Source organism: Terriglobia bacterium (assembly GCA_020073085.1).
Lineage (GTDB): Bacteria > Acidobacteriota > Terriglobia > JAIQFV01 > JAIQFV01 > JAIQFV01.
In genome coordinates this window covers 17,001-42,148 of record JAIQFV010000026.1, presented here as the reverse complement: position 1 = coordinate 42,148, position 25,148 = coordinate 17,001, and the positions used below count along the sequence as shown (strand labels likewise).

Below are 25,148 nucleotides of genomic sequence, written 5' to 3'. Positions count from 1 at the left end.
AACACCAACGTTATTTGTGGGAGCGACAAATCGAAATGACCTATGTCACGGCCTGCTGTGTTCCAGGCGCAACAAGCGGTGTACGGATGGAACCGTAATACTCAGTCGCGAACCTTTAAAGTCACCCTACGCTTGCTGCCCACTTTGAACCGGCATAACGGATTTGGAGGCGTACGGTTGCCGGACGCATCAAGGGCATCCGGCGAACACGTCGAAGGTAAGAAGGAAGGCATGCTATTTCCGGCGTTTTGACATGGGCGCCTCCTTGCTTTCCCGCCTGAGGTCGGCCCGTTATTTCAGGGCCAGGGACTCAGGAGTCAATACGTCGGATGAGGTCCAGTAACAATGACAAACAGTGGTTGGCCTCCCTCAGATTCTATTATTGCCGACCTCGTAAGTTCAAGAATTATATTCTGAGGCTGCTCGAGGCGGCACACCACGTTTCACAGCCTTCGGGGGTTGAGCCTCTGAAACCTTAACCCGGGGTAGGAGGGAGTTTGATTTGAGGGGAGATGGCAGTGGAATCCAGGACGAATCCGCGGCAGGATATCCGGCTCATTTCATTACTCTCCATCTTTTTTTGCTGGTATCTCATCCATAGTTGGAGAGACACTATCAGGAACCATAGTAAAGAGCCTCCGAGGCAGGAGGGAAAATCACGAGGACCAGCTTAAACGCCGGATCCTCCGGACATGTGGGGTAATAGGGACTCGGCCATCCAACAACAGGAGGGAACGATGCGAAGAAACAGGATTTTGTTAGTTTTGGTTCTCATCGCGTCGACATTGATCGTCGCAGAGTGCTCCATGTTGAACAGCGATAAGACCATTGCCACCGATATCAAGTCAAAAATGTTCTCCGATCCGGACCTGAAGGCAGCCAACATTGATGTTGTCGTAAAGGATGGGGAGGTAACGCTAAGCGGCGAGGTTCCCAGTGCCGATGTTCAGTTGAAAGCGTTCAAACTTGCCAGTGCTGCCCCCGGTGTAAGGAAAGTGAACGATCAGATTAGGGTTGCTGGAGGGCAGATGGCCCAGGCAGAAGCTCAGCCCGAATCTCCAAGTTCACCGGGTGCGGCGGCCAAACCGGCCGCTCCAGCGAGGAGAGAATCTGCGGCCTCATCAGCCGCGACGTCTCCAGCGCCAGCGAACGCAACATCTTCAGCTCCTGCTCCTGCTACTGCTCCTGCTCCACCGCCAGAGCCTCAGCCCGTGCATTATGAGATCCCGTCGGGGACGCGTATGTCAATCCGGATGGTCGATTCAATCGACTCCTCCAGGAATCAGGCGGGAGAGGTGTTCCGGGCGTCAACGGATGCTCCAATTTCATTAAAGGGTCACACGGTGGTTCCAAGAAACACCACCATTTTTGTAAAATTGGCCAACGTAAAGACGGCGGGACATATCAGCGGCTCGAGCGAACTCGAGTTGCAGCTCCTTAAGATGGAGCTTCATGGCGAGACCTATCCGATGGTGAGCAGTTCATACCAGTCGAAGGGTGAGGGGCGTGGAAAGCAAACCGCCACGAGAGTGGGGATCGGCGCGGCCGTCGGGACAGCGGTGGGTGCGATTGCGGGCGGCGGCAAAGGCGCGGCTATTGGGGCAGCTGTTGGGGGCGGCACCGCAACAGGAGTCCAATTGGCGACTCGCGGTAAGCAGGTGAAGGTGCCCTCGGAGACAGCACTTGACTTCACGCTGCAGGCACCGGTGACGGTGACCGTCATGCCCAAGAAGACTGCTGCCAAGTAAGACGGAAGATCTGCTGCCCGAGGGCATTTGTCATGCAGGCCTGCGGGGGGATAGTGTGCCTGGAGGGCTATTCCGAAAGCTGAAAGCTTTAGAACACCACAACGACATGATTTGCTTTTGAGACGATACCCCGGATTTCTGGAGTGATCCTTGCCTCCTTCACCAAGACCCTCGCTACTTCCGCAAGGCTGAGGGATCGCCCTCGAACCGACTGGGCTACTCCATCACGCGCCTCTTTGTTACTCGGTCAGACAAGGGCGGACGCGCTTTCAATTGGTCTAGAATTCTCGGCGGCCTGGCATCCAGCAGCCTTTCCTATGCGTACTATCCCGATAAGGATGACGAATGAATTCGTCACGACGGCGGTAAGCAAGAGGCTAGGGGGGGCCGCTTTGACCCGGGGGCCGCAGGCATGGGGTCGATGCATGCCTGCGATGGCATCTCGACATCCGCCACAACGCGTTTCAGTGCACCCGAGTCAGTGTAATCCGCCCCCGATCGCTTTGCACGTCAGGGACTGAGGTCGCAATCCAGTCAGCCGTGTAGGAATTAGTGGCAAAAGAGAAATTATCGATCTTCAGATACATCGTCCCCTCTTGGTAGACGTAGGGGGCCGTATTCGCCCAGGTGAATAACATCAACGTCCCGTTAACAAGGCGCCCGTAGAGGAGATAGGGCGCCGCGGTCATGGACGCTCCGTTGTAATTGGTTACGCGTATATAGCCCTTGACGAAGGGGCCTTCAGCCCAAATGCTCGCATCGCCAGCAAAGTTTTCTCCGCCCGGAGCGTTGGCCGAAAAGGTATAGGCGCGCTGAGACGGCAGCAGGGGGAGGGAAGAGAATTGGCCGGACAACAGAGTCAGGGCAGTCCCGAAAATCGGAATGTCGGACACTATCTCAATACGCCCTTTGGTTAACTGCACATTCTTAAAGAACTCGGACAAGAACTGAGGCGTATGCCAGGACGGCCCGAGGGACAGATCCTTCGAACCCAAGTTTGCATTAGTCTCTGAGTACAATGTCAAAGTCACCCTTGCCGTCTTGTTTGTGTTGTCTCCGTTTGCAAGGGCAAGCGCAATCGAAGAGAAGTCTTCAAATGGAATGGCCGACAGGTAGAACTCCGTGGAAGGCGAAACCCCGACGCTGTCCATTAGAGTGGCTCCCGATCGAATCAAGTAGGTGAGGTTTCCTTCGACAAAGTTAGTTTGAGCCTGCCCGGACGCCATGATGCATGCAAACCCGGCTGAAAGGCTGGAGCCAGTCACATGATAGGTGACTGTGGCACCTGCAGCGATCGACACCGGTATCTTCCCGTCAGTGATTGGCGTTCCATTCACAGCGGGATTCCAATTCTTGCCCTCTCCTTGATAGAACTTCATGGTTCCATCGTAGGTCTGCGTCCCCCGATTGGTCAGCGTGATGACCGTTTCGTAGTCCCCGCCCGCGGCCACCTGTCCAAACACAATATCCCTTTGCGGCGAGAAGTTCTGACCGAATGACACTCCACACAATAGAATTAGACCCATCAAAATTTTCCACGGTCGCATAAGTTTGCCTCCATGTGCATGTCCGAGATGCCATTGTTGGAAACCATTGAACTTAAGAAGGAATCAAGGAAAGAAATCAGTTAAGGGAGTGATGTGAACCAACGAAAGGGAAGAGACCCATTGGGATGGGGCACCCCCCATTGAGTTGAACCGTGCAACCCGCCAGTAAATCATAGATCGAAAGCATGTGAATCATCTCACAAGACGAGGTTTGTGGCAAGATCCAACCAGAGGATTGGAACCGCCTAAGGCGTCCTTGAAGCGGGGATCTGCATATGCCCTGGAAACGGATTTCTGGGACAAAAGGTCAGCGTTGGCTCCGGGATGAAATTGTTGGGGATTTGTCGGCAGGGGCGCGGGATCGGGGCCGAGTGGGTTGGTCACTCAGGGAGTTTCAAGCCCTTCCAGGCCGGATAACGAAACACCTTGCCTTCGCATACATTGGCCACATAGCGGCCTTGACATCGAAACTGCATGATCCGGTTTCCGGCCCGGGCGAGTTCCGCCCAGCGGGATCCTGTGGCGGGGTTTTGTTCGATGCCGACAAGCTGAAACGGCCCAAAATTGAACTCGACGCTCCGGAGTTTTTTTGAACGAAACATTCTGACCGGGTTGGAATCCTTCTCCAGCGAGACTGCGGGTTTCTTCTCGTCGAGCGACTGTCGCCACACCGAAACAAGTGTTTCATCGAGCGTCATTATCGTACGGAGGCGTCTCCGGCTGTTTCCCCGGGTCCCCACGGGGAAGCAATCTCCGGTTCGGTTCGAGCCCGCCTGTCACAAGATCGTGGAGAAAAAAGGACACCGACCTGTTCCCAGAAACCGGAAGGGTCCGTTTCCCCGGTCCCGGGGTCATTGACCCCGACGCCTATCTGGATTCGGTCCATTGCGAAGAGGGATCCAGAAACTCGAGACCATGCCAAAACGGACCAATGACCCCCTCCTCGTCAGTCCAGGCAATGCGGGCCATCGTGCGAACGGCGACATCACCCGATTCGGGCAGATACGCCTGGCAGATTTCCACCTCCTCGCCGACTGCGATCTGAATCGGCAACCTCATCAGGGCGCCGTATCGGGTGACGTCCACGGTCTCCGCCGCCACTTCAATTTTGTTCCCGTGAAGGTCCTTCCCTCGAATCGTTATAGGCACCCTCATGTTGACCCGAGGACTCCTGCGGCGTTCGACCGGAGCCACCTGCATGGCACAGGTCACGGCATCGGAGATCTTCGCAATGGTAAAGGGTTTTTCCAGGTAGTCCAGCGCGCCCAATTCCTGGGCAGTAGCCCACACCTCATGTCGGGGCTTTGTTCCCATGAATAGGATGGGAATCAACTTCGTCTGCTTAACGGATTTGAGGATCTCGCATAACATGAAACCACCCAGTTGAGGCATCATGACATCGAGCAGGATGCAGTTCGGGTGGTCGAGGACGGCCCTGCGGATGGCCTCCTCTCCGGATCTCGCGACCAACACCTCGTATTGCGGAGCGAAGGTCTTCAGCAGGGACTCTACGATTTGTGGCTCTTCGTCAACAACGAGCAATCTCTTTTTGTCCATCATGGTCTCCCAGGGTCACCTTCCACAGGTCAGATTCCACTCTCGCCTCATGCCGGGCATTCGGCAGAGGATATCATGCTCACAACTGGGCTCGTCATCCGGTTAGCTGGGCTTGGGTTCCTTTATTGGTTTGGGCTCCGGAGTCTTACAGTCTGCCAGATTCTTGGTTTTCTCATAGCATCTGCCCACCTCATTCAATTCCCGGCCCTTGGTATGACAATAATTGCAGGGCTTGCCCTCCTTCTTGGTAAATTCCGCCTTCCCATTCAGAACTGAAACAGAGAGCACTATCGAGAGGATAATGAAGAGAAATGATTTTAACAGTTTCATGATCGCCGCCTCCTCTCCCGGTCCTCACGATCTTGATGAGGTGCCGGGATCCAAGCAATGGTCACAATAACGATTAAAATCGTTACTACTATTCGGGCCGCACGGTAACGGCTGTTCCATAACACAACACCTCGGTCACGCCTTGCAGCATTTCGGTGGCATCGTACCGTATCCCAACCACGGCATTGGCGCCGAGTTGTTCCGCGTGGGAGACCATCATGTCAAAAGCTTCGGCCCGCGTCTTCTCACACAACTCGGTGAAGAGGGTGATATTGCCCCCGAAGAGCGTCTGCAGGGAGCCCCCTATCGTCCCGAAAATGGACCTTGACCGGACCGTGATTCCCCGGACCACCCCCAGCGTCTTCGTGATCCGGAAGCCATCCAGCGTGAATGCCGTGGTAGTCATTGAGGCTTCCAATCAGCATCTCCTCGATGGCGGTTTGAAAGATTTCTTTTGATCAGGGCGTAGTTCTAGCATGTGTCGAGACCCGACTTCATAGAACATTATATCTTCATCGCGATTGGCCGGTTAGCTTCCACGCCTCAGTGTGAAAGGGAACGCCTCCAATATACGCTCCGGGACAGATCAAAATGAGCTGATGCAATGGGGCTCGAAAATCCATCCAGAATCCCTCCCGAACCAGGAAAAGCCATCACGAGGGGGGCACGCCGTCACGTCGCCGCTCAGCGCGGAGGGGACTCCGCGGATTTCTTTTCCTCTTCGAACTGTGCCCGCATGAACAGGCCAAAATTGGGAAAAGTGGAATCGTTGGTCGCCACGCTGGCTCCTTTTAGAATCTCCCCGCGATAGCCTTCCGTATGCTCGACGCTCAATGTGATTTTGCCCTCCTTGCCAGGAGGGACGACTCTATCAAAGTCGCTTGCAGTACACCCTCAGCCTGGGCTCACGGACCTGATAATCAGGTCCGCGGTCCCTTGGTTTTTTATCGCAAAGGAATACCTGAGCGGCGTACCCGGCCTGACAACCCCAAAATCATGAGTCACCGAATCCACGACAAGTTTGGGCCCACTTGGCGGCCGCTCATTCTGTTTCTCCTGGGACCACCCTGCGGCAGGTAAGGCGAATACCAACAGCATCACAATTAATGTTATTTTTTGCCTCATGGATTGATTCTCCGCTCTTGGCCGGACTAAGTCCCGCAGAAGAGCTTACCAGATTGAGCAAGGCAGTGTCATCAGCCCTTTTGGGAGGAGGTGGAAAATAAGAAGGACCATCGCATGCCATTGGGCAAAAGTTGTTTCACTGCGGCCGGGAGCTTCACAAGCTTCAAAGAGGATGTAGGCGCGGACCCAGCCCTAAATGTCGAAAATTATACCCGCCCCCTGGCAACTCTTTGGAATATAATGACATCGATGAACGTAGGGGTTGTGAAGGTTCCTCAAACGCTTGCTTGGTTTCGCCGTCAAACACTAACCCCGGGAGGCTCGCATGCGGAAAAGACAAATGCACGTCGCGAGAATTCTGCTGGTTCTTCTCCTTGGCGGTTCATGTATTGTTCCCTCTTTGGTCCGGGCAGCTGACGAACAGGTATGGCCGGCCTCAGGGAAGGAAGCAACCGGGGTCGAAGTGATTCCCGAGCACGGAGTGAAGGTCGGCAGCATATCGCTCGGAGCCTTCTATTCGTATTCTGCCGGCTGTCCTTTCCCCTACAGTTGTTCTCCATACTTCTGGGATCCTTTTTATTATGGGTTCTGGCCGTCCTATTGGGTTTACCCGTCTTTCTATCCTGCCTATCACCCTGGGTACTTCTTGCCCGGGCAAGGTGGGGAGGTCAGACTACAAACAAACGCCAAGACCGCCGAAGTCTATTTGAATAGCGCCTTTGCTGGAATCGCGGGACATCTGAAAAGTTTTTGGCTTGCGCCCGGCGTCTATGAGTTGGAGATTCGAACAGAGAAGGGTGTGATTCTTCAACAACGAATTTACGTGCTGACCGGGAAAACGATTCGAGTCAAAGCGGCGCTGGCAGAACAAGAAAAGGAGGCAAGGCCATGAAGTGGGTTCAATGTCTGATGCTTCTTTTATCCCTTTCCCTGGTGGTTGTCGCCCAGGACCGTCAGGGTATCGAGCCACGCTCAACCGCCGGCGATTATGCCAACCATGCCATTCAGAAGGAGATTTCAGTCGGGGCGGCTCTGATGGCCAAGGATCAGGTGAGGCACACGTTCGTCACTGACCTCAACCGTGGATATATTGTTGTCGAGGTGGGTCTCTTTCCGGTCACTGGAGCGAAGCCGAACATTGCCCTCAATCAGTTCATTCTCCGTTCTGGCAAATTGGTGTCGAGACCCGCTGGCCCGGCGGAGATTGCCAAGATCCTGCAGAAGACCAATTCAACGGGAAAAGATGTGACGTTATACCCCACGGTGGGGATTGGATACGAATCCGGTCCTCCGACTTACGATCCCTATGATGGCAGGACGCGGGGCGGGGGGGTGAGGACGGTAGCGGGCGTGGGAGTCGGCGTCGGCCGATCCGGTCCCGGAGCGAACACCGACGCGGACCGCAAGACCATGGAAGCGGAACTCACCGACAAAGGCTTGCATGAGGGGGAAATCTCGAAACCCGCGGCCGGCTATCTGTACTTTCCGGTGGCCGGAAGGAAGTCGAAAGCCGCTTATCAGCTTGAGTTCACCCTTGACGGGCAGAAGATTTCCTTGAATCTCGGGTCATGAGGAGCAGGCAAGGCCCCCGCTCATCTCAACAGAAACCGGAGCGGGCCGGGTCAACCTCAATGCGTAAACTTAAGACCCGCTGAATTGGGTAGTAAAAGGGAAGGGTTGTTGAGGTTCTTGTTATTCAGTAACGTACGTTCCCGCACTTCCTCCCAATGGTCGAAAGGAACTTCCAGGAAGTGTTTCACGACTGCGGGATCAAACTGGGTGCCTGAGCAGCGGATGATTTCCTCTTTGGCGGCTTCGTAGTTGGTGGCAGCGCGGTAGGGTCGATCGGTGATCATGGCATCGAGGCAGTCCACCACTGAGAAAATGCGAGCGCCTAAAGGGATGGTTTCCCCCTTAAGGCCTCTCGGATAGCCTGTTCCGTCATATCTCTCGTGGTGCGCGAGTACGATTTCAGAGGCAAATTTAAGTCCGTCAATTCCCCTTAGAATCCAGCAGCCGATTTGCGGGTGTTTTCGCATCTCCGTCCAGTTCTCATCGGTCAACTTTGAGGGCCGGAGCAGAATGCTGTCTGCGACCCCAATCTTGCCGATATCGTGCAGCATGGCGCCGCGACCGATGTCGCTCAACAAGTGGGGGTCAATACCCATAATCCGAGCGAGGTGAATGGTGTATTCTCCCACGCGCTTCGAATGGGCCTGTGTTTCGTGCTCCCGCGCATCCAGGGCGGTAACCAGTGCTTCGAGGGCGATGTCCGAGGCATCCTGCAGGCTCCGGAAGGCGTGGCGCAGTTCCGTCGTCTGTTCTTTCAGAATTTCCTCCATCTGCTGGACATACTGTTCTTGATTCAGTCTCTGGGTGTGCTGCTCCTGGGCCCTTCGCACCCGGGCCACAATGTCATTCGATAGGAAAGACTTGAGGATGTAGTCGACGGCTCCGAGTTGCATCGCCTGCACAGCCAGAGAGACGTCGTCGCACGCCGTGAGCATGACGACCCCGGTCTGGCCGTAGTTCTTGATGATCTGTGGAAGCAATTCGAGACCGCTCATGCCGGGCATGCGAACGTCTAAGAGCGCGAGATCGAATGAATTCGTCGCCAGAACTGTCAGCGCCTCTCGGGCATCACACGCTTCCTGGATTTCGAATCCTGCCGCCTGCAGCCTGGCGCGGAGCAGCAAGCGAATCGAGAGATCATCGTCGACGATCAGGATCCGCTGCTTGAGGGAATTGCTCTTGGCTAGGACCGGCTCGGTCAGCGGGGAGCGAAGGCTTGTGGTTGTCATGTCCTCGTGTTCCTCTCCTCTGCTTATCGATTCCTTTTCGTGATGTTCTCGAGAATGGGCTTCCACCCTTTGGACGATACGGCCTCATGGCCCCGCGAGAGCAGAACGACTGGAATCGCACACCACCCTCGGCGGATGAGCACCGAGACACTCTCTTTTTAGAACTAAATCATCACAAAATCTTCACACTTTCCAAATTATCCAACGAGGAGTTCCTTACTTCCTGGCGCAAAGCCCCCATCAACCCATCAGATGAGTTGGTGATCCAGCGCACCGGGGCAAGTCTCGGCGAGACCGCCCTTTAAGAGGGGAGAAGGACAACGGCTTGAGTTGAGCGCGAGACCGGCGTATCCTTCCACGCGAAACTCTCTCGAATTGAGGACCCCAATGAAGCTGACCGACACCCTTCTTCGAGCCGCCCCGAAAGTGCTTTTGCACGATCACCTCGATGGCGGCTTAAGACCCCAAACTATTATTGAGATCGCACGTCAGAAGCACTACGAGGGGTTGCCGACGTTCCAGCCCGGTGAGTTAGCTGATTGGTTCTTCAGGGGAGCGAATCGGGGGAGCCTTCCGCTGTATCTCGAAGGCTTCAAACACACCATCGCGGTGATGCAAACCGAGGAGGCCCTGGAACGTGTGGCGTACGAGATGATGGAAGACATGCACCAAGACGGGGTCATTTATGTCGAAACGCGTTTTGCCCCGATGTTTCATACGGCCGGCGGGTTGCATTGGGAGGAAGTCGTCAGTGCTGTGCTTCGGGGTCTGGAAAAGGGAAAGCGCGATTTCAGAGTCGCGTTCGGACTGATCATTTGCGGGATGCGGAACATGAAGTTATCCCTTGAGATGGCGGAGCTGGCCGTCGACTTCCGCGACCGCGGAGTGGTCGGGTTCGATCTGGCGGGTGAGGAGGGCGGATATCCACCCAAGCGACATGTCGATGCGTTTCATTACGTCCAGCGCGAGAACTTCAGTATCACAATTCATGCCGGCGAAGCCTTCGGAAAGGAGTCCATCTGGCAGGCGATACAATGGTGCGGCGCGCACCGGATCGGACACGCCACCCGCCTCGTAGAAGACATGGCCCTTACCGATGGTCGAGTGGTCAAACTCGGCACCCTGGCCCAGTATGTCCTGGATAAGCGAATTCCATTGGAAATCTGCTTGTCCAGCAATGTGCACACCGGTGCCGTGCCTTCCCTCCAGGCGCATCCATTCGGAATTTACTTCAAAGAAAAGTTCCGGGTCACCCTGAATACAGATAACCGTTTGATGAGTAATACCACCATGACCAAAGAATTCTCCGCCGCGGTCAAGCACTTTGGCCTGGGCCTTCATGATCTTGAAAAGATCACGATCAACTCCATGAAGAGCGCCTTCATCCCTTACAACGCGAGGTGCCGGCTCATCTACGACATTATCAAACCGGGCTATCAGAGACTCGTGAAGCGTGAGTCAAAAAATTGAAGATGACCGGGAGAATATTTTAAGGTTGGATCTCGGAAGCGGCCGGCAGGGGGGAAGCCTCGGACTGAACGCTGCGGGCGGCCGCGGGAGAGATGCCGAACCACAACAGCGCCCCCAGCACGGAGAGCGCGGCGGCGACATAAAGGGCGTTCTCCCACCCCATTCGATTCGCGAGAATTGGGGTCAACGCCGGAGAAATCAGCCCTCCCACATTGCTCCCCATGTTCATCACCCCCCCTGCGGTCCCACTTCTCCTGCCGGCAATCTCCATCATGGTGGCCCAGAACGGCCCTTCCACACTCAGAACCAGCGCCGTCGCGAAGGCCAGACTCACAGCGGCAAGGTAGGCGTTGACAGTCCGCGCCCCCAGGGCAAGAAAGATCCCGGCGAAGGTAAGCCCGAAAAGGGGAACGGCCCGACGCCCCCATCGAAGGCCCAGCGTGCCCGCCACCAGGCGGTCAGAGATCAGCCCTCCGATCGGGATAGAGAGGATGGAGAGGATCCAAGGCAAGCTACTCAATGCGGCACTGCGAAGTAGGTCGAAGTGGCGGACCTGCACGAGGTATAGATAGAACCAGAACACAAAGATATAACCCACATACCCTTGCAGCGTGTAGCTCAGCGTCAGGAGGATAAAACTGGTAGACCGCAAGGAGCCGTGCGGCCGATGTGAAGATCTACGGAAGGGGAGGGCGAGATCCGAAAATTCTGGTTCTCGTACACGCCGCCAGGCCACAGCGACAAGCAGGGCGGGCAATGCAGAGGCCAGCAACGCCAGTCGCCATCCCCAGCGCAACATGATCGCCGTCAATGCAGGAGGGGCCAGAGCCGAACCCAGCCCGATGGCCGCTATCACAATACCATTGGCGCGGCCTTGATTTTCCATCGGGATCCAGTGAGCGACTCCTTGCGCCGCCGCGGGAAAGGTGGGTGCTTCCCCCACGCCAATGATAAACCGTAACACCAGCATGGCCGTGATGACTTCCGCCCCACTCCCTCTGAACGGCCCCCAGCCGGCGGCTGACAGCAGGGCCGTGCCCGCGACCCACCAGAGGGCCGATCCCGCAAGCACACGCGGGGCCCCCCATCGATCCGCTAAGAGTCCTCCCGGGATTTGCATCAACGCGTACCCCAGCAGGAATGCGCTGAAGATCCGGCCCATCTGAATTTGCGAGAGGGAAAACTCGTTCATGAGCAGGGCGCCGGTCACGGAAATATTGACCCGGCAGAGGTAGCTGGCCGTCGCCGTGGCGGACAATAGGGACACCAGCATCCAGGGTCGGCGGGTCATGACTTCTCCAGCACCTTGTCCATGATGAGTTCAGAGGCGCCTTGGAGGGCGTAGTCCTTCAACTCTCCTACCACCGTGTAACCTTGCCGTTCATACAACGCTCTTGCACGCGTGTTGAATGACGAAACACACAGAAAAATGTGTCTTGCTCGCGGCTGAACGAAGCTTTCGGCGAAGGCCAGCAGCCGGCTCCCTATTCCCTTCCCGCGAAATTCTCCGGCCGTTGCAATGGAAGCGATATAAGGAGAACTCGCCAAGCCCCGGGGATGGAGGAGAACAAATCCGCACCGCTCGGGCCCGGCCCGTGCAACAAAGAGCAGGTATTCCGCGTGACAGCAAACGGTTCGACACTCTTCCAAACCCCTGCCGAGGGTAATCCAGGGATCGGTGCCCGCCATCAATTGCGCACACCACTCGCGATCGGATTCGCTCGCTGGGGCTATAGTCACTGAGTTCATGTAATGGTCTCCCTTGAAACTCTTCCAATACTTCTTACCGAAGACGCGTTCCCTGGAAAGCGAGCGGGAGAGGCGCGCAGGAGTGCTCCTGGTCAATCCGGTCTTCTCGCATCACGGCAGCCCATCGGGAGGATAAGCTCGGAGTATAGCATGCTGCCCGGTGCAGATCCTGTCCTACCCGGGATGGCCGATCTCTCGATGGAGAAATCGAACCGACCGGATTCGATCTTGCCATTGGGACAAGAAGGGCCTGCCGCACCAAAGGTGTACCGCATGTCCCCCTGGCTCTGCCTCCTTTTTCCTTGTCTGAGAGAATATTAGAATTCGATGACGGAGGATCGCAAGAATCCGTTCCCGTCGAATATAATAACGTCGACTCATACCATGGAACTGGGGATCGTGCTTGACAGTCAAGTGGCTCGCCTCTAGACTGCCGCAAGCTTCGACGAAGTTTGTAGAGCACAACCGGTTCCCAGCGCACGGGGCGCAATAGAGGGGGATTCTGAAAGCAGCATGCCGAAAAACAGCGCGGCGCACAAACTCCCGATTGCTTCATTCAGCCTGTTCCTCAGCCTCACCGTTGCGACCCTGAGTTTTCCCCAAACAACCGGCTATTTTTACGGCGATGCCAAGGCCGATGCCATTATCCGCCATGGACTTCCGCTCTCTTACAACCTTGAATATGCCGCAGCCGGCAAAGCCTGGGATGAATTAATTCAACTCTATCCCGAACACCCGGCCGGATATGTTTACAAGGCGGCCCTGATCTGGTGGCAGGCGGTGGAGGACCGGCAGAACAAGAATCTTGAGGACCAATTTGACACCCTGACGAAAACTGCTCTGGAAAAAGGGATGTCCTGGCTCCAGAAGAACCCCCGCGACAAGCTTGCGCTGGCCTACGTCGCCAGCGCGTATGGCAATGCGACTCGCTTTGACGCCACGGTGACCCGCAGTTATTACTCAGCCCTCCGCAATGGCCAAAAAGGGCACAAGTACGTCATGATGGCGCACGACATTGACAACAACTTCTACGACACCTACATCGGGTTGGGCTCCTACAATTATTTCACGGGCGCCCTCCCCGCGGTGATCAAGCCGTTTGCATGGCTTCTCGGCGCTCGCGGAAACAGGGAGGAGGGGATTCGACAACTGCTTCTGGCTTCGGAAAAGGGGGAATACGCGCAAACCGAGGCCAAAGTGGTCCTGCTGAGCGTTTATTTTTCTGAGAAACGCTGGGACGACTATGAGCGATTATTGCAGGCCCTCATGAAGGAGTATCCTCAGAATCATGTGTTCTATATGTGGGCGTCGAATTACTTCATCATGTCTCGTCGCTGGGATAAAGGGATTGCTGTTTTCAAGAGTGTTGAAAGCCTGATTTCATCCGATCATAGCGAGTCCGCCTCGGAAGCCCTGGCTTGGTTGAATTACAACCTGGGGCGGAACTATTTCGCCAAGCAGGATTACACCAATGCTTTGGCGTGCCTGAATCGGGCTGAAAAATCGGGCGCTCGAAATCCAGTCCTCCTGGCGCAGCTCTATCTGCTCAAGGGGAATACTCTGGATATGTCGGGGCGTCGCGGTGAAGCCGTCGAGGCCTATCAGAAGACGCTGGAATACCCCGACATCGAGGACAGCCACTCGAAATCAAGACGCTATCTGAAATCGGGTTATGGCCAATAGGCGGGGCCGGTTAGAGATTTTGGAGGCCTTTCGCAAAAGACTCTGGGATGGGTACTTGACGCCCCTCTGTAGGATCGGGCCTGTGTCGATTATTAAGGAGTCCTTCTAGCCAATGGATAACCTCACGCACACCCTGGTGGGAGCAGCCCTCTCGCGGGCCGGACTCAACCAAAAAATGCGCCATGCTTCGGTGGCGCTGATGATCGCAGCAAATCTCCCCGACATCGATATTGTCACTGGAGCCTGGGGAAACCTGGCCTATCTACAATATCATCGGGGCATTACCCATTCGATGGCGGGGGTGACCGGACTGGGCCTTCTGTTTGCCGGGGCAATCTTCTTCCTGCAAAAAAGATCGTGGAGAAGACAGCCGGAGGCACTTCCCCCGCCGTCCTTTTCTACAATCGCAATGGTGTGCCTCGTGGGCACATGGAGCCACCTGCTCCTGGATTTTACGAATAGCTATGGGGTGAGACCCTTCATGCCGTTCAGCGATCGCTGGGTGTCATGGGACATTGAGTTTATTATTGACCCCCTCATTCTGACGGTCCTGGCGTGTGGTCTGGTGCTGCCGAGTTTGTTCAGGTTGATTTCAGAGGAAGTCGGGGCACGGGCCAAGGCTCGCGGACGCGGAGGAGCCATCATCGCCCTGATTTTCATCGTGGCATTATGGGCCGTCAGGGACTGGAACCACCGCTCCGCCCTGGCCAAACTTTCGGCTTTTACCTATCGGGGGGAAGATGCCATGACTCTATGCGCCTACCCCAAACCCGCAAATCCTTTTGTCTGGACCGGTGTTGCCGAAACAGAACATGCCTATTTCACCTTGGAGGTGGGATCCAACTTCTCAGCCCTGACCCTGAACAAGGCCAAAGTTGTCTATAAGCCGGATGACAATGAATTTTTGCGTGCAGCCCGGGAAACGCGCACCGCGAGGATATTTCTGGGTTTTTCCCGGCTTCCGATCTACACCGTGACGAAGCGAGGGGAAGATACCCTTGTCACAATTCAAGACTTGCGCTTTGAATCAGCAACAAGGCGGCGGCGCGCCTTTGTTACCCGCATTCTCCTCTCCAAAGACCTGCAGGTTTTGAGTGAACAGTTCAATTTTGCGGGGTGAAGGAAGTTGCCAGTTCCCAGTTGTCAGTGGCCAGTGACCAGTTCCCAGTTGTCAATCGGGAATTATCAGCAAGTACTCTCCCGCGCAGGTAAACCGCCATTCAGGCACGGCAATTCAATCCTGCGACTGTAATTGTCACCGAAGAGACTCCACCTTCAATCTGCGGAACGATTTTCAAAACCATTTTTTACCCTGAGGCTGGATTGCCTTCGGAAATAGGAAAGAAAGTGGAGGAATCCGGACAGGTGACCGACGCAGGGGATTGGTGGGTTAAGATCAACTGGTCACTGGCAACTGGTCACTGGTCACTGGCCACTGGCCACTGGCCACTGGTCACTGGCCACTGGTTACTGGCCACTGGTCACTGGCCACTGGTTACTGGCCACTGGTCACTGGCCACTGGTCACTGGCCACTGGTCACTGGCAACTACTCCGGCAAAATCTCCGTGACTCGCGCAAAAGAGAAGCCCCGATCCTTCAACTCTCGTATGATGATCCGCAGGGCATCGACTGTGCGCTGCCGATCGGCCTCCAGCGCCGGGCCATCGCTATCGTGCAAGAGCAGAATGTTTCCGGGCATGACTCTCCTCAGCGCGCGGCGTGCCACTTCTTCCCCCGGAATGTCGGTCCAGTCCCAACCCGCCCGAGTCCAGAAAATAGTCTTCCATTCGCGCTTGGTGGCGAGCTTCATGATCCGTCGTCCCCGGATTCCGTAGGGCGGTCGAAAAAGATGCGGTTCCATGGAACAAACCTTCTGGAAGGCCGCCTGGGATCTCTCGATTTCATCGAGTAACACGCGACGTGGCTTTAACCACAATGGGCGATGAGTGTATCCGTGAAAGGCCAGTTCGTGATCGGCTGCCAGAATTTCCCGGGCGACATCGGGAAACGCCTCAACCTTTTTTCCGACAAGAAAGAAGGTAGCCGGAACCTTCTCGTCGTCGAGGATTTTCAGGATCTCCCGGGTGAACCGGGGATGAGGACCGTCGTCGAAGGTGAGAGCGACCTGATGGCGATCGGTACGCCCTCGCCAGTATATTTTTCCAAAAAGGGAAGAGCGGATTGAGAACGAAGCGTAGAGGCAGACGAGAACCGTTCCAACAATCAGTGCACCGGTGATGTAAAGAGCGATCAACATTTTGGAGTCATTATTTTGGAGCCATCGCCAGGCGGATGCGGGCGTCGAGGGCTTTAGAGTTTTGAGCAATCGCGGAGGTCAGAAACGGATTCACATCCAGTTCCACGATCTCATCAAAATCGCTGATGAGTTGTGACAGACGCTGGAGCAACTCCGCCAGAAGACCGAAATCCACCGACGGTTCTCCGCGCACGCCTTCGAGCAAGGCATAACCGCGAATCTGGCGAATCATCTCGCGGGACTCCAGTTCAGTGATGGGGGTAATGCGGAAGACGACGTCCTTAATGGTCTCCACAAACACTCCTCCGAGACCAAACATCAGCAGGGGACCGTAGTGAGGATCCAACGTCATCCCCAGGATTACCTCCTTCCCGCCTCGAACCATTTCCTGCACCAGGAAGCCATCGATATGTTCGCGCAGGCCGAGGGATCGTAGCCGCTCTTCGATCTGCTCTAAGGCGCTTCCAAGCTCCTCCTCTGTCCGCAGGTCCACCGCCACACCGCCTGCTTCCGTTTTATGGGTCAATTCCTGTGACACAACCTTCAGCACCAGGGGAAACCCGATTCCGCGGGCGGCTGCAAAAACCTCATCCCGGGTCCTCGCCATGGCATATCGGGCGATGGGGATCCCGTAGGCCTGCAGAATCTCCATCGACTCCACGATCGTCAACTTATCTCTCCCTGATTCCCCCGCGGCCTGCAGAATCTCCCGGACCCGCCCCGAATCGACTTCAAAGTGTCGAATCCCGCTGTGCGGACGTGCACGCCAATTGGAATAACGCACCATGGCGGAAAGCGTGCGCGCCGCCGATTCCGGAAAAAGGTAAAGCGGCAAATGGTCGGGGACGACGCGATTGATTTCTTCGAAAAACTCGTCCCTGGCCATAAACACTCCCAACACCGGCTTGGCATATTTCTTGCGAACCTGTTCGATCGCCCGCACGATGTCGATGGGGTTGATCATGATGGGTGGTACAAAAGTCACAATCACGGCGTCCACGGCGTCGTCCCGCAGAATCGTGTCCAGGCAATAGGCGTAGCTGTCTCGGTTAGCGCTTGCGATCATGTCTACCGGGTTTAACACACTCGCCTCATCCGGGAGATAACCTTCCAAGGCCGTGCGGGTGGCGGCTGAAAATTCGGCCATGACGAGTCTGGCACTGACGCAAGCGTCGGTCGCCATGATCGCCGGTCCCCCGGCGTTGGTGAGAATGGCCACCCGGTTTCCTCGGGGAAAAGGGTTATTTGAAAATCCGATCGCGACATCAAATAATTCCTCCACGCTATTGACCCGCAACACCCCGCATTGCTCGAGCAGGGCATCAATCGCGATGTCCATTCCGGCCATGGCCCCGGTGTGCGACGACGCGGCCCGGGCGCCCTGCGTGGTGCGGCCTGACTTGACGACGAGGATGGGCTTGTGGCGGGTCATGCGTCGCGCTATCTGCGTGAACTTCCGCGGGTTCCCGAACGATTCCAGGTACATGAGGACAATTTCTGTTCGCGGGTCATGCTCCCAGTACTCTAAAAGGTCATTCCCCGAAATGTCGGCTTTGTTTCCCATGGACACGAAATAGGAGAATCCCAGATTGACCTTGCGGGCAATGTTGAGAATGGCCACGCCCAATGCCCCGCTTTGAGACATGAACCCGACGTTGCCTGTCAGCGGCTCCGTCGGGGCAAAGGTACAATTCTCGCGGACCGTCAGATCGGTGTTAATCAGGCCCATACAATTCGGCCCGACCATGCGCATCCCGAATCCGCGGACCTTTTCTTTGAGCCGTTGTTCGAGCGCCCCTCCCTCGGCACCCACTTCCTTGAACCCCGCCGTGATGACCACCAGCCCCCGGATACCTTTCCGGCCACATTCATCCACGATCTCCAAGACCTGGGGCCGCGGAACCACTATTACCGCGAGATCCACTTCATCGGGAATCTCGGCAACCGACGGAAAACACTTGATCGAATGGATGACATCGGCGCTCGGATTCACTGGAAAGATCTTTCCATTGAATTCATACTCCATCAGATTGTGGAGGATCTCCCGGCCAATGGAGCCTTTCTTCCGCGAGGCTCCGATAATGGCGATAGACCTGGGCTTAAAGATGGGATCGAGAGGGTGATTTGACGAGGTCACTGCTTCTTACCCACTGAGATTTGATTGTTGGACAATCGGATTCCGCCTATGTGTTTGTGTTTCAATGGCGCGCCCATGATAGGAGAGAACGTGGGGATTGTAAAGGCGGGGAAGGAGAGGTGCCGGGTGTCAGGTGTCGGGTGTCAGCGAGAGGCGAGGCAAGAAGTGACTGATTCTGACTTCCGACTTCTGATCTCTGACTTTTATCCTCGAATAGCTGTCTTCTCTCTTCCTTGCCCTGGCACCTAACACCTGACACCCGGCACCTTATTTCATCACGGCTGCAGCGTCAGGATCTTTACGGCGCTCCGCTTGACGTCCTCGTCGCTGAAATGCATGGGAAAGCTGCTGGCGTCAAGCCAGTGAGAGGTTTGGTCGGAGTAATGCGGACTGAAGGCCTGCCCCGAGGCCCCCAGGGTGAGGTTGTTGAAAGAGTGATCGAAGTCGGCAAAGTCAACAACCATGCGCATCGACGGTCCTATAAGCGAATCGGTTTGCTTGACCGTCTGCTTGGTTCCCGGTTGTTGAAAGGGCCCGACATTGAGAATTCGATCGAGCGGCCAAACCCGCCCCAGCACATGTCGAAACAGGAGCGGGTACCGCCTTCCCCAGACCCATTCAGACAAATCTGAGGACCCATAAACTGATTGCAGGTGTTGGCACACCTGCTCCAACGAGCGAATGAGTAGTTCGTCATAGTTCTTAAATTCTTTTGGCAGCCAGCGGGGGGACTGTTCCGTCAACTGGTTTTCGAGGAAGATCGACTTCATGCCCGACCGGTAATCCCTCCACTCTTCTCCAAGGACGCCTTTCAGGAGAGTCTCTTCCAGCTGGGTCCGGAGATATTCGACGAGGGTCGTCTCGATGTTGTTTGGAGTTGCGATGAAGTCTCCCGATTTGAGACGCTCGAGGGCGGCTTTGGTTACCGTATCGCCGGGGACCACATGACTAGACGCTCGAATTACCCGATCGGCCAAACCCCGATTGGCTTCCGAGTAAACATCTCCCTGGATCCGCAAGAAATCTTTCCCCGTGAATCTTGTTCCTGAGCTTAGAAGGTGATGAATTCTCGCGAACCGGTAAGGCTCTTCCCAGTCGCTGGTGATGAAATAAGGATAGCTGTCACCGGTAATACGCTGGTTGGCGGTGGCAATGATGCCGTCCGGAGGATTAAACAAATGAGGAAGCTCATCAAAGGGGATGTATCCAACCCATTCGTATTGATCCGAATTCCCCGGGAGAATGACATTGCCGAGACCGCTGCGTCGAATGGGGATTTTGCCCGCATCATAAAACCCGATGTTGCCCTCCTTGTCGGCATAGACAAAATTCTGCGTCGGTCCCAAGAACTCTTTCAACGCCGTCGTAAATTCTCCCCAATTTGACGCCGAATTCAATTTAAGAAATGGGAACCCGATTCCATGGGGTTCGATCGCGGTCCATTTCAAGGCAAAACCGGTCTGGCCCACGCGTCGCACAACCGGTCCATGACGCGTCACAAGGACCGACAAGATCTTGTCAGGTCTTCCCTTGATCTTGATCGTTTCCTTTCGAATTTCAGCGTCAACCCAAGCGCCATTCGCCAGGTATCTTGTTCCCTGGTCCGAGTCAAATTGCTCGACGTAGACATCCTGGACGTCGGGATTGAGATTGGTCATGCCCCAGGCGATGTGCTCGTTATGACCAATGATGAGGCTGGGGGCGCCGGGAAGGGACACCCCGATGACATTGAGATCGGGTGTCCGCAAATGCGTTTGATACCAAATGGAAGGAATCGAATGGGCAAGATGCGGATCATTCGCCAGAATCGGCTTCCCGGTTGCGGAATGCGCTCCGCTGACCACCCAATTGTTACTTCCCACAAGAAAGTCCTCGCCGGCATCATTCCACTGTGTCAACAACTCCACCACAGACTGCTGACTCCGTTCCGGTGCCCAGGCCCAGAGCAGAGCGCTCCACGCAGAGGATTCTGAGGGACGGACCGAGTCGGAAGTCATCCGGGGAGGAAGGCCGGCGTTTCGGTTCATATTCTGCAGGGAGAGCATCGAAAGGGATGGGGCGTCCCCTTGCACTCCGGTGTCGATCCCGACGAGAGGTATTTCATATTTCGAATGGGTTGGGTAGAGATCATTCAGGATTCCCAACCCGTACTTCTCAAGCAACCGCGCCCGGAAGATGTCCCGTTCCCAGGTATGGTTCAGAGTCTCCGCCATCATCAACGCGATCGATAGAGAATCCACAGAATTCCACGGTCGCGGCCGGTACCTCAGAATCCGGAACTCAATGGGAAGCTGATCGAGATGTGTGCTCATGAACGCATTCACGCCTTCGGCATAGCGATCCAGGAATCGTCGGGAGGCCGGATCCATCTCATCCAGGGTTCGAGAGGCGGCCTCGCGGAAACCCAACCGGCAATGCTCCTCGTCGAGGCGGAGAGTGGGCTCACCCAACACCTCCGAGAGTTCACCCAGTGAGTTCCGGCGAAATACATCCATTTGCCAGAGACGGTCTTGGGCGGTGACGTAGCCCTGAGCGAAGGCCACATCCTCCGTGGATTGAGCAAAAATATGTGGCACGCCGACGGCATCGCGGTAAACAGTGACAGGAGCGGCAAGCCCCTGCACCTTGAACGATCCTTCCAACGAGGGCAATGATCTCCGGGCCAGCCAGTATCCGTACCCGAAAAGTCCGGCCACCAATGCCATCAACAGGAAGACAAGCACGGCGAAAATTTTGACGATTTTCATTTCTTCTCCGGTAGAATGCTCGGGGACGATGGATCTAGCCCTGTGATGAACGGCGCATCTTAAACAATGCCTTCGCGCTTTGCAATCTGAAATCCTCCCGAGGAGGAGCCTCTCCCATGTGGACAGGACAAATGCGGACTGGCTTGCGACCCTTCGCAATCCTTTTGATACTCATCCTCAGTGGCATCGCCGGCGCAGTCTCCTCCGGGGCTGTCCCCAAACCCCTTCAGTACCGCATGACCATTCACATGGACAAGGGAAACATCGTCATTCAACTCTTTCCGGGTGCCGCACCTCACACCGTTGCCCGGGTGGTCGAGTTGATCCGGGGGAAATTCTACAATGGACTCACCTTCCACCGGGTCGAGCCTGATTTTGTGGTCCAGGGCGGGGATCCTAAAGGGAATGGAACAGGAGGCTCGGGCGTAAAGTTGAAGGCGGAGTTTAACTCCAAGCGCCACGTAACCGGCACGGTTTCCATGGCACGAGGCAAAGATCCCGACAGCGCCGACAGCCAATTCTTCATTTGCCTGTCTCCGCACTCGGCCTTGGACGGAAAATATACCGTCATTGGACAGGTGATTTCAGGGATGGATGTGGTTCGAAAGATCACGAAGGGTGATGTGATGCGGCAGGTGACTGTCCAATGAGTTCCGGCCCCCGGAAGGGGGCGGCTGTCAACGGATTCACTCCGGCAGCAGATCAGGCAATGGGCAGCGGGAGCGGTAGGCGGAAAATGAAAAGGGGCCCCGGAATGCAGGGCCCCTTCAGATGGCATTTCAAACTCTGATCTCTAATTCCGCCGTTTCAGCGTGGGCGGAGCTTCGTCCTCGGTCTTCTTCTTATCACCTGATTCGTCGACGTCGGTGACATCGCCCGAGGTCTTCCGCTTCAAGGTAGGCCGGTCGCTCTTGGCCTCTTCCACGGTCCGCCGGTTCTCGATCCCCTGCAGACGGCCCTTGATGGAGTCAAAATCGGAGGTGGTAACAACATACGCCTCCTTCGAGGGGAGGAGCTGAGCGATCTCCTTCTGGGCGCGTTCAATGCGGTCCGGAGTCTGAGGATGGGTCGAGAAAGCTTTTGAGACGGCGCCCGGCTTGTGCTTTTCTTTCGCCTGGATCCTCTCAAAGAATGTCACCATTCCATTGGGATCATAACCCGCGGCGTACATGTATTGAACGCCCAAATAGTCGGCTTCTTCTTCAAATCCCCGGCTGAACCTCAGGAACCCCAGGGGGAGGGCCAAACCGGCGGCCTGCCGAATTCCGTATCCCGCCCAACCGCCGAGAAAAATCAGTGGCAGGGTCGCCCAATTGGCGACTTCCGCCCGCGTGGCCTGCCGGGTCCCATGACGTGCGGCAACGTGGGCAATTTCATGCGCCATGACCCCCGCCAGCTCGCACTCATTCTCTGCGGCAAGGATCAGGCCGGTGTTCACAAAGAAAAACCCGCCGGGCAAGGCGAAGGCATTGACTTCGTCCGAGTCAATCACCTTAATCGTAAACGGGACCTGGGCGTCCGAGTGCTTGACGAGGTTCTGTCCGACGCGGTTAACGTACTCGGCAATGATAGGGTCATCAACGACCTTTGAGGTGCGTTCGACTTCCTGGGCCAGGGACTTTCCCAGTGCAATCTCTTTTTCGATGGAGTATCGGTTCATCCCTTTACCCACATCGCGATTGCCGATATTGTTGATGTCGTCCTTTTGTTTTTTGTCAGCACCCCACAAAGGAGGCGTGCTGATCGAAAACACCAAGGCAATAATCACTATTCTTCTGGCCCATCGTTCATTCATGGTCCATGTCTCCTTCTTTGGGCTGTCGTGCTATTATATCGCGTTTTCGGGTAAGCAAGGTTCTTTTTTCTAGCTGGCGGGAGGCCATTTCTTTGACTCTTGATCTCGAAACCATGCGCCAAGAATTCCCCGTAACCCGGCATTGGATCTATTGCAACCATGCGGCAGTCGCGCCCGTATCGACTCGCGTCGCCAACGCCATTCAAGGCGTCTTGACCGACCTCAACGAATTTGGTGCGGTACACTGGAAGTCCTGGGGAAAAACCGTCGACCACGCCCGCGAACTGGCAGCCCGTCTCATCAACAGCGACCCGGATGAAATCGCTTTCGTCAAAAACACCTCCGACGGACTCTCCCTTTTATCCAATGGGTTAGACTGGAAAGGGGGCGAGAAGGTTGTATCCATTGACACGGAGTTTCCGGCCAATGTCTACCCCTGGCTCGCCCTGAGAAAACACGGCGTGGAATTGGTGACCGTTCCTGAACGAAACGGCCGGGTTGACCTCCAAGACATCGAACGGGTACTCGATGCCCGCACCCGGATCCTGACGGTCAGTTATGTCCAATATTTGAGCGGGTTTAGGATCGACCTCGAAGCCCTCGGAGAGATGTGCCGGAGCCGCGGCATCATTTTTTGTGTGGACGCCATCCAGGGGATGGGGGCCTTCGAAATTGATGTGAAAAAACAGAAGATTGACTTCCTTTCTGCCGACGGCCACAAATGGATGCTTTCGACGGAGGGGACTGGCGTGGCCTACGTGTCCAAGCGAATCGTCGATCAGGTGACACCGCCGACGCTGGGCTGGATGAACGTTGAACATTTCAGCGACTTCACCCGGCGCGAACTGAATTACCGCCATGGCGCCTTGCGGTATGAATCTGGATCGTTGAACACCATCGGAATTTACGGCCTGGCCGCTGCCCTCAACTTGCTCCTTGAAGTCGGGATTGAGAACATTTCCCGGCAGATTCTCGACGTAACCTCTCATTTGTACGAGGGCCTTACCTCAAAAGGATATGCCGTCCTGGGATCCCGAACCGAAGGAGAGGCCTCGGGGATTGTCTCCTTCCGTCCGGGGGTTCGGGGACCCGAGATACGCACGATCTTTCATCGTCTGGAGGAGGCCCGCGTTGCGACCGCTCTGAGAGGCGGCTATATCCGAGTCGCCCCCCATTTCTATAACACCCATGATGAAATGGACCAGATCCTAAAGGTTTTACCCTGAACGCCGCGGTTAGAAACGGCGAGGACCGTCTCTTCCAATGATTACTGGACTTCTCGAAAAGCTCAGCCTCTTTATCATTGCTTCGATCTCTTCGTTGGGGTATTGGGGGATTATGGCGATGATGGCCATCGAATCCGCCTGCATCCCGTTGCCCTCGGAAGTCATCATGCCCTTTTCAGGATACCTGGTCTTTACCGGCCGGTTCAACTTCTGGCTGGTGGGCCTGGCGGGAGCGGTCGGGTGCAATTTAGGGTCGGCCGCGGCGTATTATGTGGGCGCGCATGGAGGGCGACCGCTCATTGAGAAATACGGACGATACCTGCTGCTTTCCCCCAAAGATCTGGAGTGGGCAGATCGCTGGTTCAACCGATATGGAGAAGCCACCGTCTTTTTCAGCCGTCTGCTTCCCGTGATCCGCACCTTCATTGCGTTTCCGGCCGGTGTCGTTCGAATGAATCTCTTTCGATTCCACCTTTATACCTTTGTCGGCTCCCTGCCATGGTGCTTGTTGTTGGCTTTTGCGGGAATGAAACTGGGATCGCAATGGACAAAGCTCCGGGCCTACTTTCACCGCCTGGATCTCGTGTTGGGGGCGTTGATCGTCCTGGGGCTGGTGCTCTTCGTGAAGCGGCACTGGGGGAGGGGATGGGGAAAAGAAGCCTGAGGCCGGAAACCGGAAGCCCGAAGTCGGAAGTCAGAGGTCAGAAGTTGGAAGTCGGAAGTCAGAGGTCAGAAGTTGGAAGTCGGAAGTCAGAGGTCAGAAGTTGGAAGCCGGAGGCAGGAAATCGGAGGTCGGAGCCGGAAACCAGAGGTTGGAATTGTTCAGTAGGGGCGCATAGAGGTGCGCCCTCTTTCGAAGTTGGAAGTGAGAAGTCAGAAGCCGGAGGCCGGAAGTCAGACCCGAAAAAGGTGGGATTGCAGGCTTTGAACTTTGAACTGTCTTCTTGGACTTTGGGCTTTCAACTTTGGACCTTG

The 25,148-nt window shown here is 55.7% G+C and carries 23 protein-coding genes; 10 read left to right on the top strand and 13 right to left on the bottom strand.

What is annotated here, in order from left to right; all coding sequences use genetic code 11:
- The first annotated feature begins 42 nt into the window (after positions 1–42).
- Both LAO21_19445 and LAO21_19440 read left to right on the top strand, forming a co-directional pair.
- Complete coding sequence (locus LAO21_19445) at positions 43–252, top strand: hypothetical protein (protein MBZ5554896.1); 210 nt, start codon at positions 43–45, stop codon at positions 250–252.
- 485 nt (positions 253–737) lie between these two features.
- Complete coding sequence (locus LAO21_19440; GenBank protein MBZ5554895.1) at positions 738–1,748, top strand: BON domain-containing protein; 1,011 nt, start codon at positions 738–740, stop codon at positions 1,746–1,748.
- 464 nt (positions 1,749–2,212) lie between these two features.
- Here LAO21_19440 and LAO21_19435 read toward each other — a convergent pair whose 3' ends face one another.
- From LAO21_19435 to LAO21_19410, 6 genes are all read right to left on the bottom strand, one after another.
- Complete coding sequence (locus LAO21_19435) at positions 2,213–3,295, bottom strand: hypothetical protein (protein MBZ5554894.1); 1,083 nt, start codon at positions 3,293–3,295, stop codon at positions 2,213–2,215.
- A gap of 380 nt (positions 3,296–3,675) precedes the next feature.
- Positions 3,676–3,993, bottom strand: a complete 318-nt coding sequence (locus LAO21_19430) for a hypothetical protein (protein MBZ5554893.1) — start codon at positions 3,991–3,993, stop codon at positions 3,676–3,678.
- A 169-nt stretch (positions 3,994–4,162) separates the two neighbouring features.
- Positions 4,163–4,852 carry a response regulator gene (locus tag LAO21_19425; GenBank protein ID MBZ5554892.1) on the bottom strand — a complete coding sequence of 230 codons (690 nt, stop codon included), beginning with the start codon at positions 4,850–4,852 and terminating at the stop codon, positions 4,163–4,165.
- 102 nt (positions 4,853–4,954) lie between these two features.
- Entirely contained in the window at positions 4,955–5,182 is a 228-nt protein-coding gene (locus tag LAO21_19420; GenBank protein MBZ5554891.1) for a hypothetical protein, read from the bottom strand.
- Positions 5,183–5,270: 88 nt separating this feature from the next.
- A complete protein-coding gene (locus tag LAO21_19415) occupies positions 5,271–5,588 on the bottom strand; it encodes a YbjQ family protein (GenBank protein MBZ5554890.1) in 318 nt (105 codons plus the stop codon).
- A gap of 278 nt (positions 5,589–5,866) precedes the next feature.
- Entirely contained in the window at positions 5,867–6,016 is a 150-nt protein-coding gene (locus LAO21_19410) for a hypothetical protein (protein ID MBZ5554889.1), read from the bottom strand.
- A 616-nt stretch (positions 6,017–6,632) separates the two neighbouring features.
- Between LAO21_19410 and LAO21_19405 the strand changes: the two genes are divergently transcribed.
- Both LAO21_19405 and LAO21_19400 read left to right on the top strand, forming a co-directional pair.
- Positions 6,633–7,199 carry a hypothetical protein gene (locus LAO21_19405; GenBank protein ID MBZ5554888.1) on the top strand — a complete coding sequence of 189 codons (567 nt, stop codon included), beginning with the start codon at positions 6,633–6,635 and terminating at the stop codon, positions 7,197–7,199.
- Positions 7,196–7,879 carry a hypothetical protein gene (locus tag LAO21_19400; protein ID MBZ5554887.1) on the top strand — a complete coding sequence of 228 codons (684 nt, stop codon included), beginning with the start codon at positions 7,196–7,198 and terminating at the stop codon, positions 7,877–7,879. The genes LAO21_19405 and LAO21_19400 overlap by 4 nt, the downstream gene beginning before the upstream one ends.
- Before the next feature lie 56 nt (positions 7,880–7,935).
- Here the strand turns inward: LAO21_19400 and LAO21_19395 are convergent, their stop codons facing one another.
- Positions 7,936–9,108 carry a response regulator gene (locus LAO21_19395; protein ID MBZ5554886.1) on the bottom strand — a complete coding sequence of 391 codons (1,173 nt, stop codon included), beginning with the start codon at positions 9,106–9,108 and terminating at the stop codon, positions 7,936–7,938.
- Positions 9,109–9,495: 387 nt separating this feature from the next.
- On the opposite strand from LAO21_19395, the gene LAO21_19390 reads away from it, so the two are divergent.
- Positions 9,496–10,578, top strand: coding sequence for an adenosine deaminase (locus LAO21_19390; protein MBZ5554885.1), 1,083 nt, complete (start codon positions 9,496–9,498; stop codon positions 10,576–10,578).
- Positions 10,579–10,597: 19 nt separating this feature from the next.
- Here the strand turns inward: LAO21_19390 and LAO21_19385 are convergent, their stop codons facing one another.
- Entirely contained in the window at positions 10,598–11,869 is a 1,272-nt protein-coding gene (locus LAO21_19385) for an MFS transporter (GenBank protein ID MBZ5554884.1), read from the bottom strand.
- Positions 11,866–12,327 (bottom strand): GNAT family N-acetyltransferase, encoded by a 462-nt coding sequence (locus LAO21_19380; protein ID MBZ5554883.1) that lies wholly within the window; start codon positions 12,325–12,327, stop codon positions 11,866–11,868. Before LAO21_19380 ends, LAO21_19385 begins: the two co-directional genes overlap by 4 nt.
- 513 nt (positions 12,328–12,840) lie before the next feature.
- Here LAO21_19380 and LAO21_19375 point away from each other — a divergent pair.
- Together LAO21_19375 and LAO21_19370 are read left to right on the top strand one after the other, a co-directional pair.
- Positions 12,841–14,010 (top strand): tetratricopeptide repeat protein, encoded by a 1,170-nt coding sequence (locus LAO21_19375; GenBank protein MBZ5554882.1) that lies wholly within the window; start codon positions 12,841–12,843, stop codon positions 14,008–14,010.
- 112 nt (positions 14,011–14,122) lie between these two features.
- Positions 14,123–15,130, top strand: a complete 1,008-nt coding sequence (locus LAO21_19370; protein ID MBZ5554881.1) for a metal-dependent hydrolase — start codon at positions 14,123–14,125, stop codon at positions 15,128–15,130.
- 427 nt (positions 15,131–15,557) lie between these two features.
- Here the strand turns inward: LAO21_19370 and LAO21_19365 are convergent, their stop codons facing one another.
- From LAO21_19365 to LAO21_19355, 3 genes are all read right to left on the bottom strand, one after another.
- Complete coding sequence (locus LAO21_19365) at positions 15,558–16,268, bottom strand: polysaccharide deacetylase family protein (GenBank protein ID MBZ5554880.1); 711 nt, start codon at positions 16,266–16,268, stop codon at positions 15,558–15,560.
- A 10-nt stretch (positions 16,269–16,278) separates the two neighbouring features.
- The gene (locus LAO21_19360) at positions 16,279–18,405 is read right to left on the bottom strand and encodes an acetate--CoA ligase family protein (protein MBZ5554879.1); all 2,127 of its coding nucleotides are present in this window, start codon (positions 18,403–18,405) and stop codon (positions 16,279–16,281) included.
- 275 nt (positions 18,406–18,680) lie between these two features.
- Positions 18,681–21,152 (bottom strand): penicillin acylase family protein, encoded by a 2,472-nt coding sequence (locus LAO21_19355; GenBank protein ID MBZ5554878.1) that lies wholly within the window; start codon positions 21,150–21,152, stop codon positions 18,681–18,683.
- Positions 21,153–21,283: 131 nt separating this feature from the next.
- Here LAO21_19355 and LAO21_19350 point away from each other — a divergent pair, with 131 nt between their 5' ends.
- Positions 21,284–21,802 (top strand): peptidylprolyl isomerase, encoded by a 519-nt coding sequence (locus LAO21_19350; protein MBZ5554877.1) that lies wholly within the window; start codon positions 21,284–21,286, stop codon positions 21,800–21,802.
- A gap of 143 nt (positions 21,803–21,945) precedes the next feature.
- Here LAO21_19350 and LAO21_19345 read toward each other — a convergent pair whose 3' ends face one another.
- Entirely contained in the window at positions 21,946–22,947 is a 1,002-nt protein-coding gene (locus LAO21_19345; protein MBZ5554876.1) for a M48 family metalloprotease, read from the bottom strand.
- Between the two features lie 113 nt (positions 22,948–23,060).
- Here LAO21_19345 and LAO21_19340 point away from each other — a divergent pair, with 113 nt between their 5' ends.
- Entirely contained in the window at positions 23,061–24,173 is a 1,113-nt protein-coding gene (locus LAO21_19340) for an aminotransferase class V-fold PLP-dependent enzyme (protein ID MBZ5554875.1), read from the top strand.
- A 37-nt stretch (positions 24,174–24,210) separates the two neighbouring features.
- Positions 24,211–24,837, top strand: coding sequence for a DedA family protein (locus tag LAO21_19335; protein MBZ5554874.1), 627 nt, complete (start codon positions 24,211–24,213; stop codon positions 24,835–24,837).
- Positions 24,838–25,148: the final 311 nt, after the last annotated feature.

What these genes read in the sequence shown, in the direction of transcription:
- LAO21_19340 (MBZ5554875.1), top strand. Translation starts at nt 23,061, where the DNA reads ATGCGCCAAGAATTCCCCGTAACCCGGCATTGGATCTATTGCAACCAT.
- LAO21_19440 (MBZ5554895.1), top strand. Translation starts at nt 738, where the DNA reads ATGCGAAGAAACAGGATTTTGTTAGTTTTGGTTCTCATCGCGTCGACA.
- LAO21_19380 (MBZ5554883.1), bottom strand. Translation starts at nt 12,327, where the DNA reads ATGAACTCAGTGACTATAGCCCCAGCGAGCGAATCCGATCGCGAGTGG.
- LAO21_19395 (MBZ5554886.1), bottom strand. Translation starts at nt 9,108, where the DNA reads ATGACAACCACAAGCCTTCGCTCCCCGCTGACCGAGCCGGTCCTAGCC.
- LAO21_19420 (MBZ5554891.1), bottom strand. Translation starts at nt 5,182, where the DNA reads ATGAAACTGTTAAAATCATTTCTCTTCATTATCCTCTCGATAGTGCTC.
- LAO21_19445 (MBZ5554896.1), top strand. Translation starts at nt 43, where the DNA reads ATGTCACGGCCTGCTGTGTTCCAGGCGCAACAAGCGGTGTACGGATGG.
- LAO21_19335 (MBZ5554874.1), top strand. Translation starts at nt 24,211, where the DNA reads ATGATTACTGGACTTCTCGAAAAGCTCAGCCTCTTTATCATTGCTTCG.
- LAO21_19430 (MBZ5554893.1), bottom strand. Translation starts at nt 3,993, where the DNA reads ATGACGCTCGATGAAACACTTGTTTCGGTGTGGCGACAGTCGCTCGAC.
- LAO21_19415 (MBZ5554890.1), bottom strand. Translation starts at nt 5,588, where the DNA reads ATGACTACCACGGCATTCACGCTGGATGGCTTCCGGATCACGAAGACG.
- LAO21_19425 (MBZ5554892.1), bottom strand. Translation starts at nt 4,852, where the DNA reads ATGGACAAAAAGAGATTGCTCGTTGTTGACGAAGAGCCACAAATCGTA.
- LAO21_19390 (MBZ5554885.1), top strand. Translation starts at nt 9,496, where the DNA reads ATGAAGCTGACCGACACCCTTCTTCGAGCCGCCCCGAAAGTGCTTTTG.
- LAO21_19375 (MBZ5554882.1), top strand. Translation starts at nt 12,841, where the DNA reads ATGCCGAAAAACAGCGCGGCGCACAAACTCCCGATTGCTTCATTCAGC.
- LAO21_19345 (MBZ5554876.1), bottom strand. Translation starts at nt 22,947, where the DNA reads ATGAATGAACGATGGGCCAGAAGAATAGTGATTATTGCCTTGGTGTTT.
- LAO21_19365 (MBZ5554880.1), bottom strand. Translation starts at nt 16,268, where the DNA reads ATGTTGATCGCTCTTTACATCACCGGTGCACTGATTGTTGGAACGGTT.
- LAO21_19435 (MBZ5554894.1), bottom strand. Translation starts at nt 3,295, where the DNA reads ATGCGACCGTGGAAAATTTTGATGGGTCTAATTCTATTGTGTGGAGTG.
- LAO21_19385 (MBZ5554884.1), bottom strand. Translation starts at nt 11,869, where the DNA reads ATGACCCGCCGACCCTGGATGCTGGTGTCCCTATTGTCCGCCACGGCG.
- LAO21_19350 (MBZ5554877.1), top strand. Translation starts at nt 21,284, where the DNA reads ATGCGGACTGGCTTGCGACCCTTCGCAATCCTTTTGATACTCATCCTC.
- LAO21_19370 (MBZ5554881.1), top strand. Translation starts at nt 14,123, where the DNA reads ATGGATAACCTCACGCACACCCTGGTGGGAGCAGCCCTCTCGCGGGCC.
- LAO21_19400 (MBZ5554887.1), top strand. Translation starts at nt 7,196, where the DNA reads ATGAAGTGGGTTCAATGTCTGATGCTTCTTTTATCCCTTTCCCTGGTG.
- LAO21_19405 (MBZ5554888.1), top strand. Translation starts at nt 6,633, where the DNA reads ATGCGGAAAAGACAAATGCACGTCGCGAGAATTCTGCTGGTTCTTCTC.
- LAO21_19355 (MBZ5554878.1), bottom strand. Translation starts at nt 21,152, where the DNA reads ATGAAAATCGTCAAAATTTTCGCCGTGCTTGTCTTCCTGTTGATGGCA.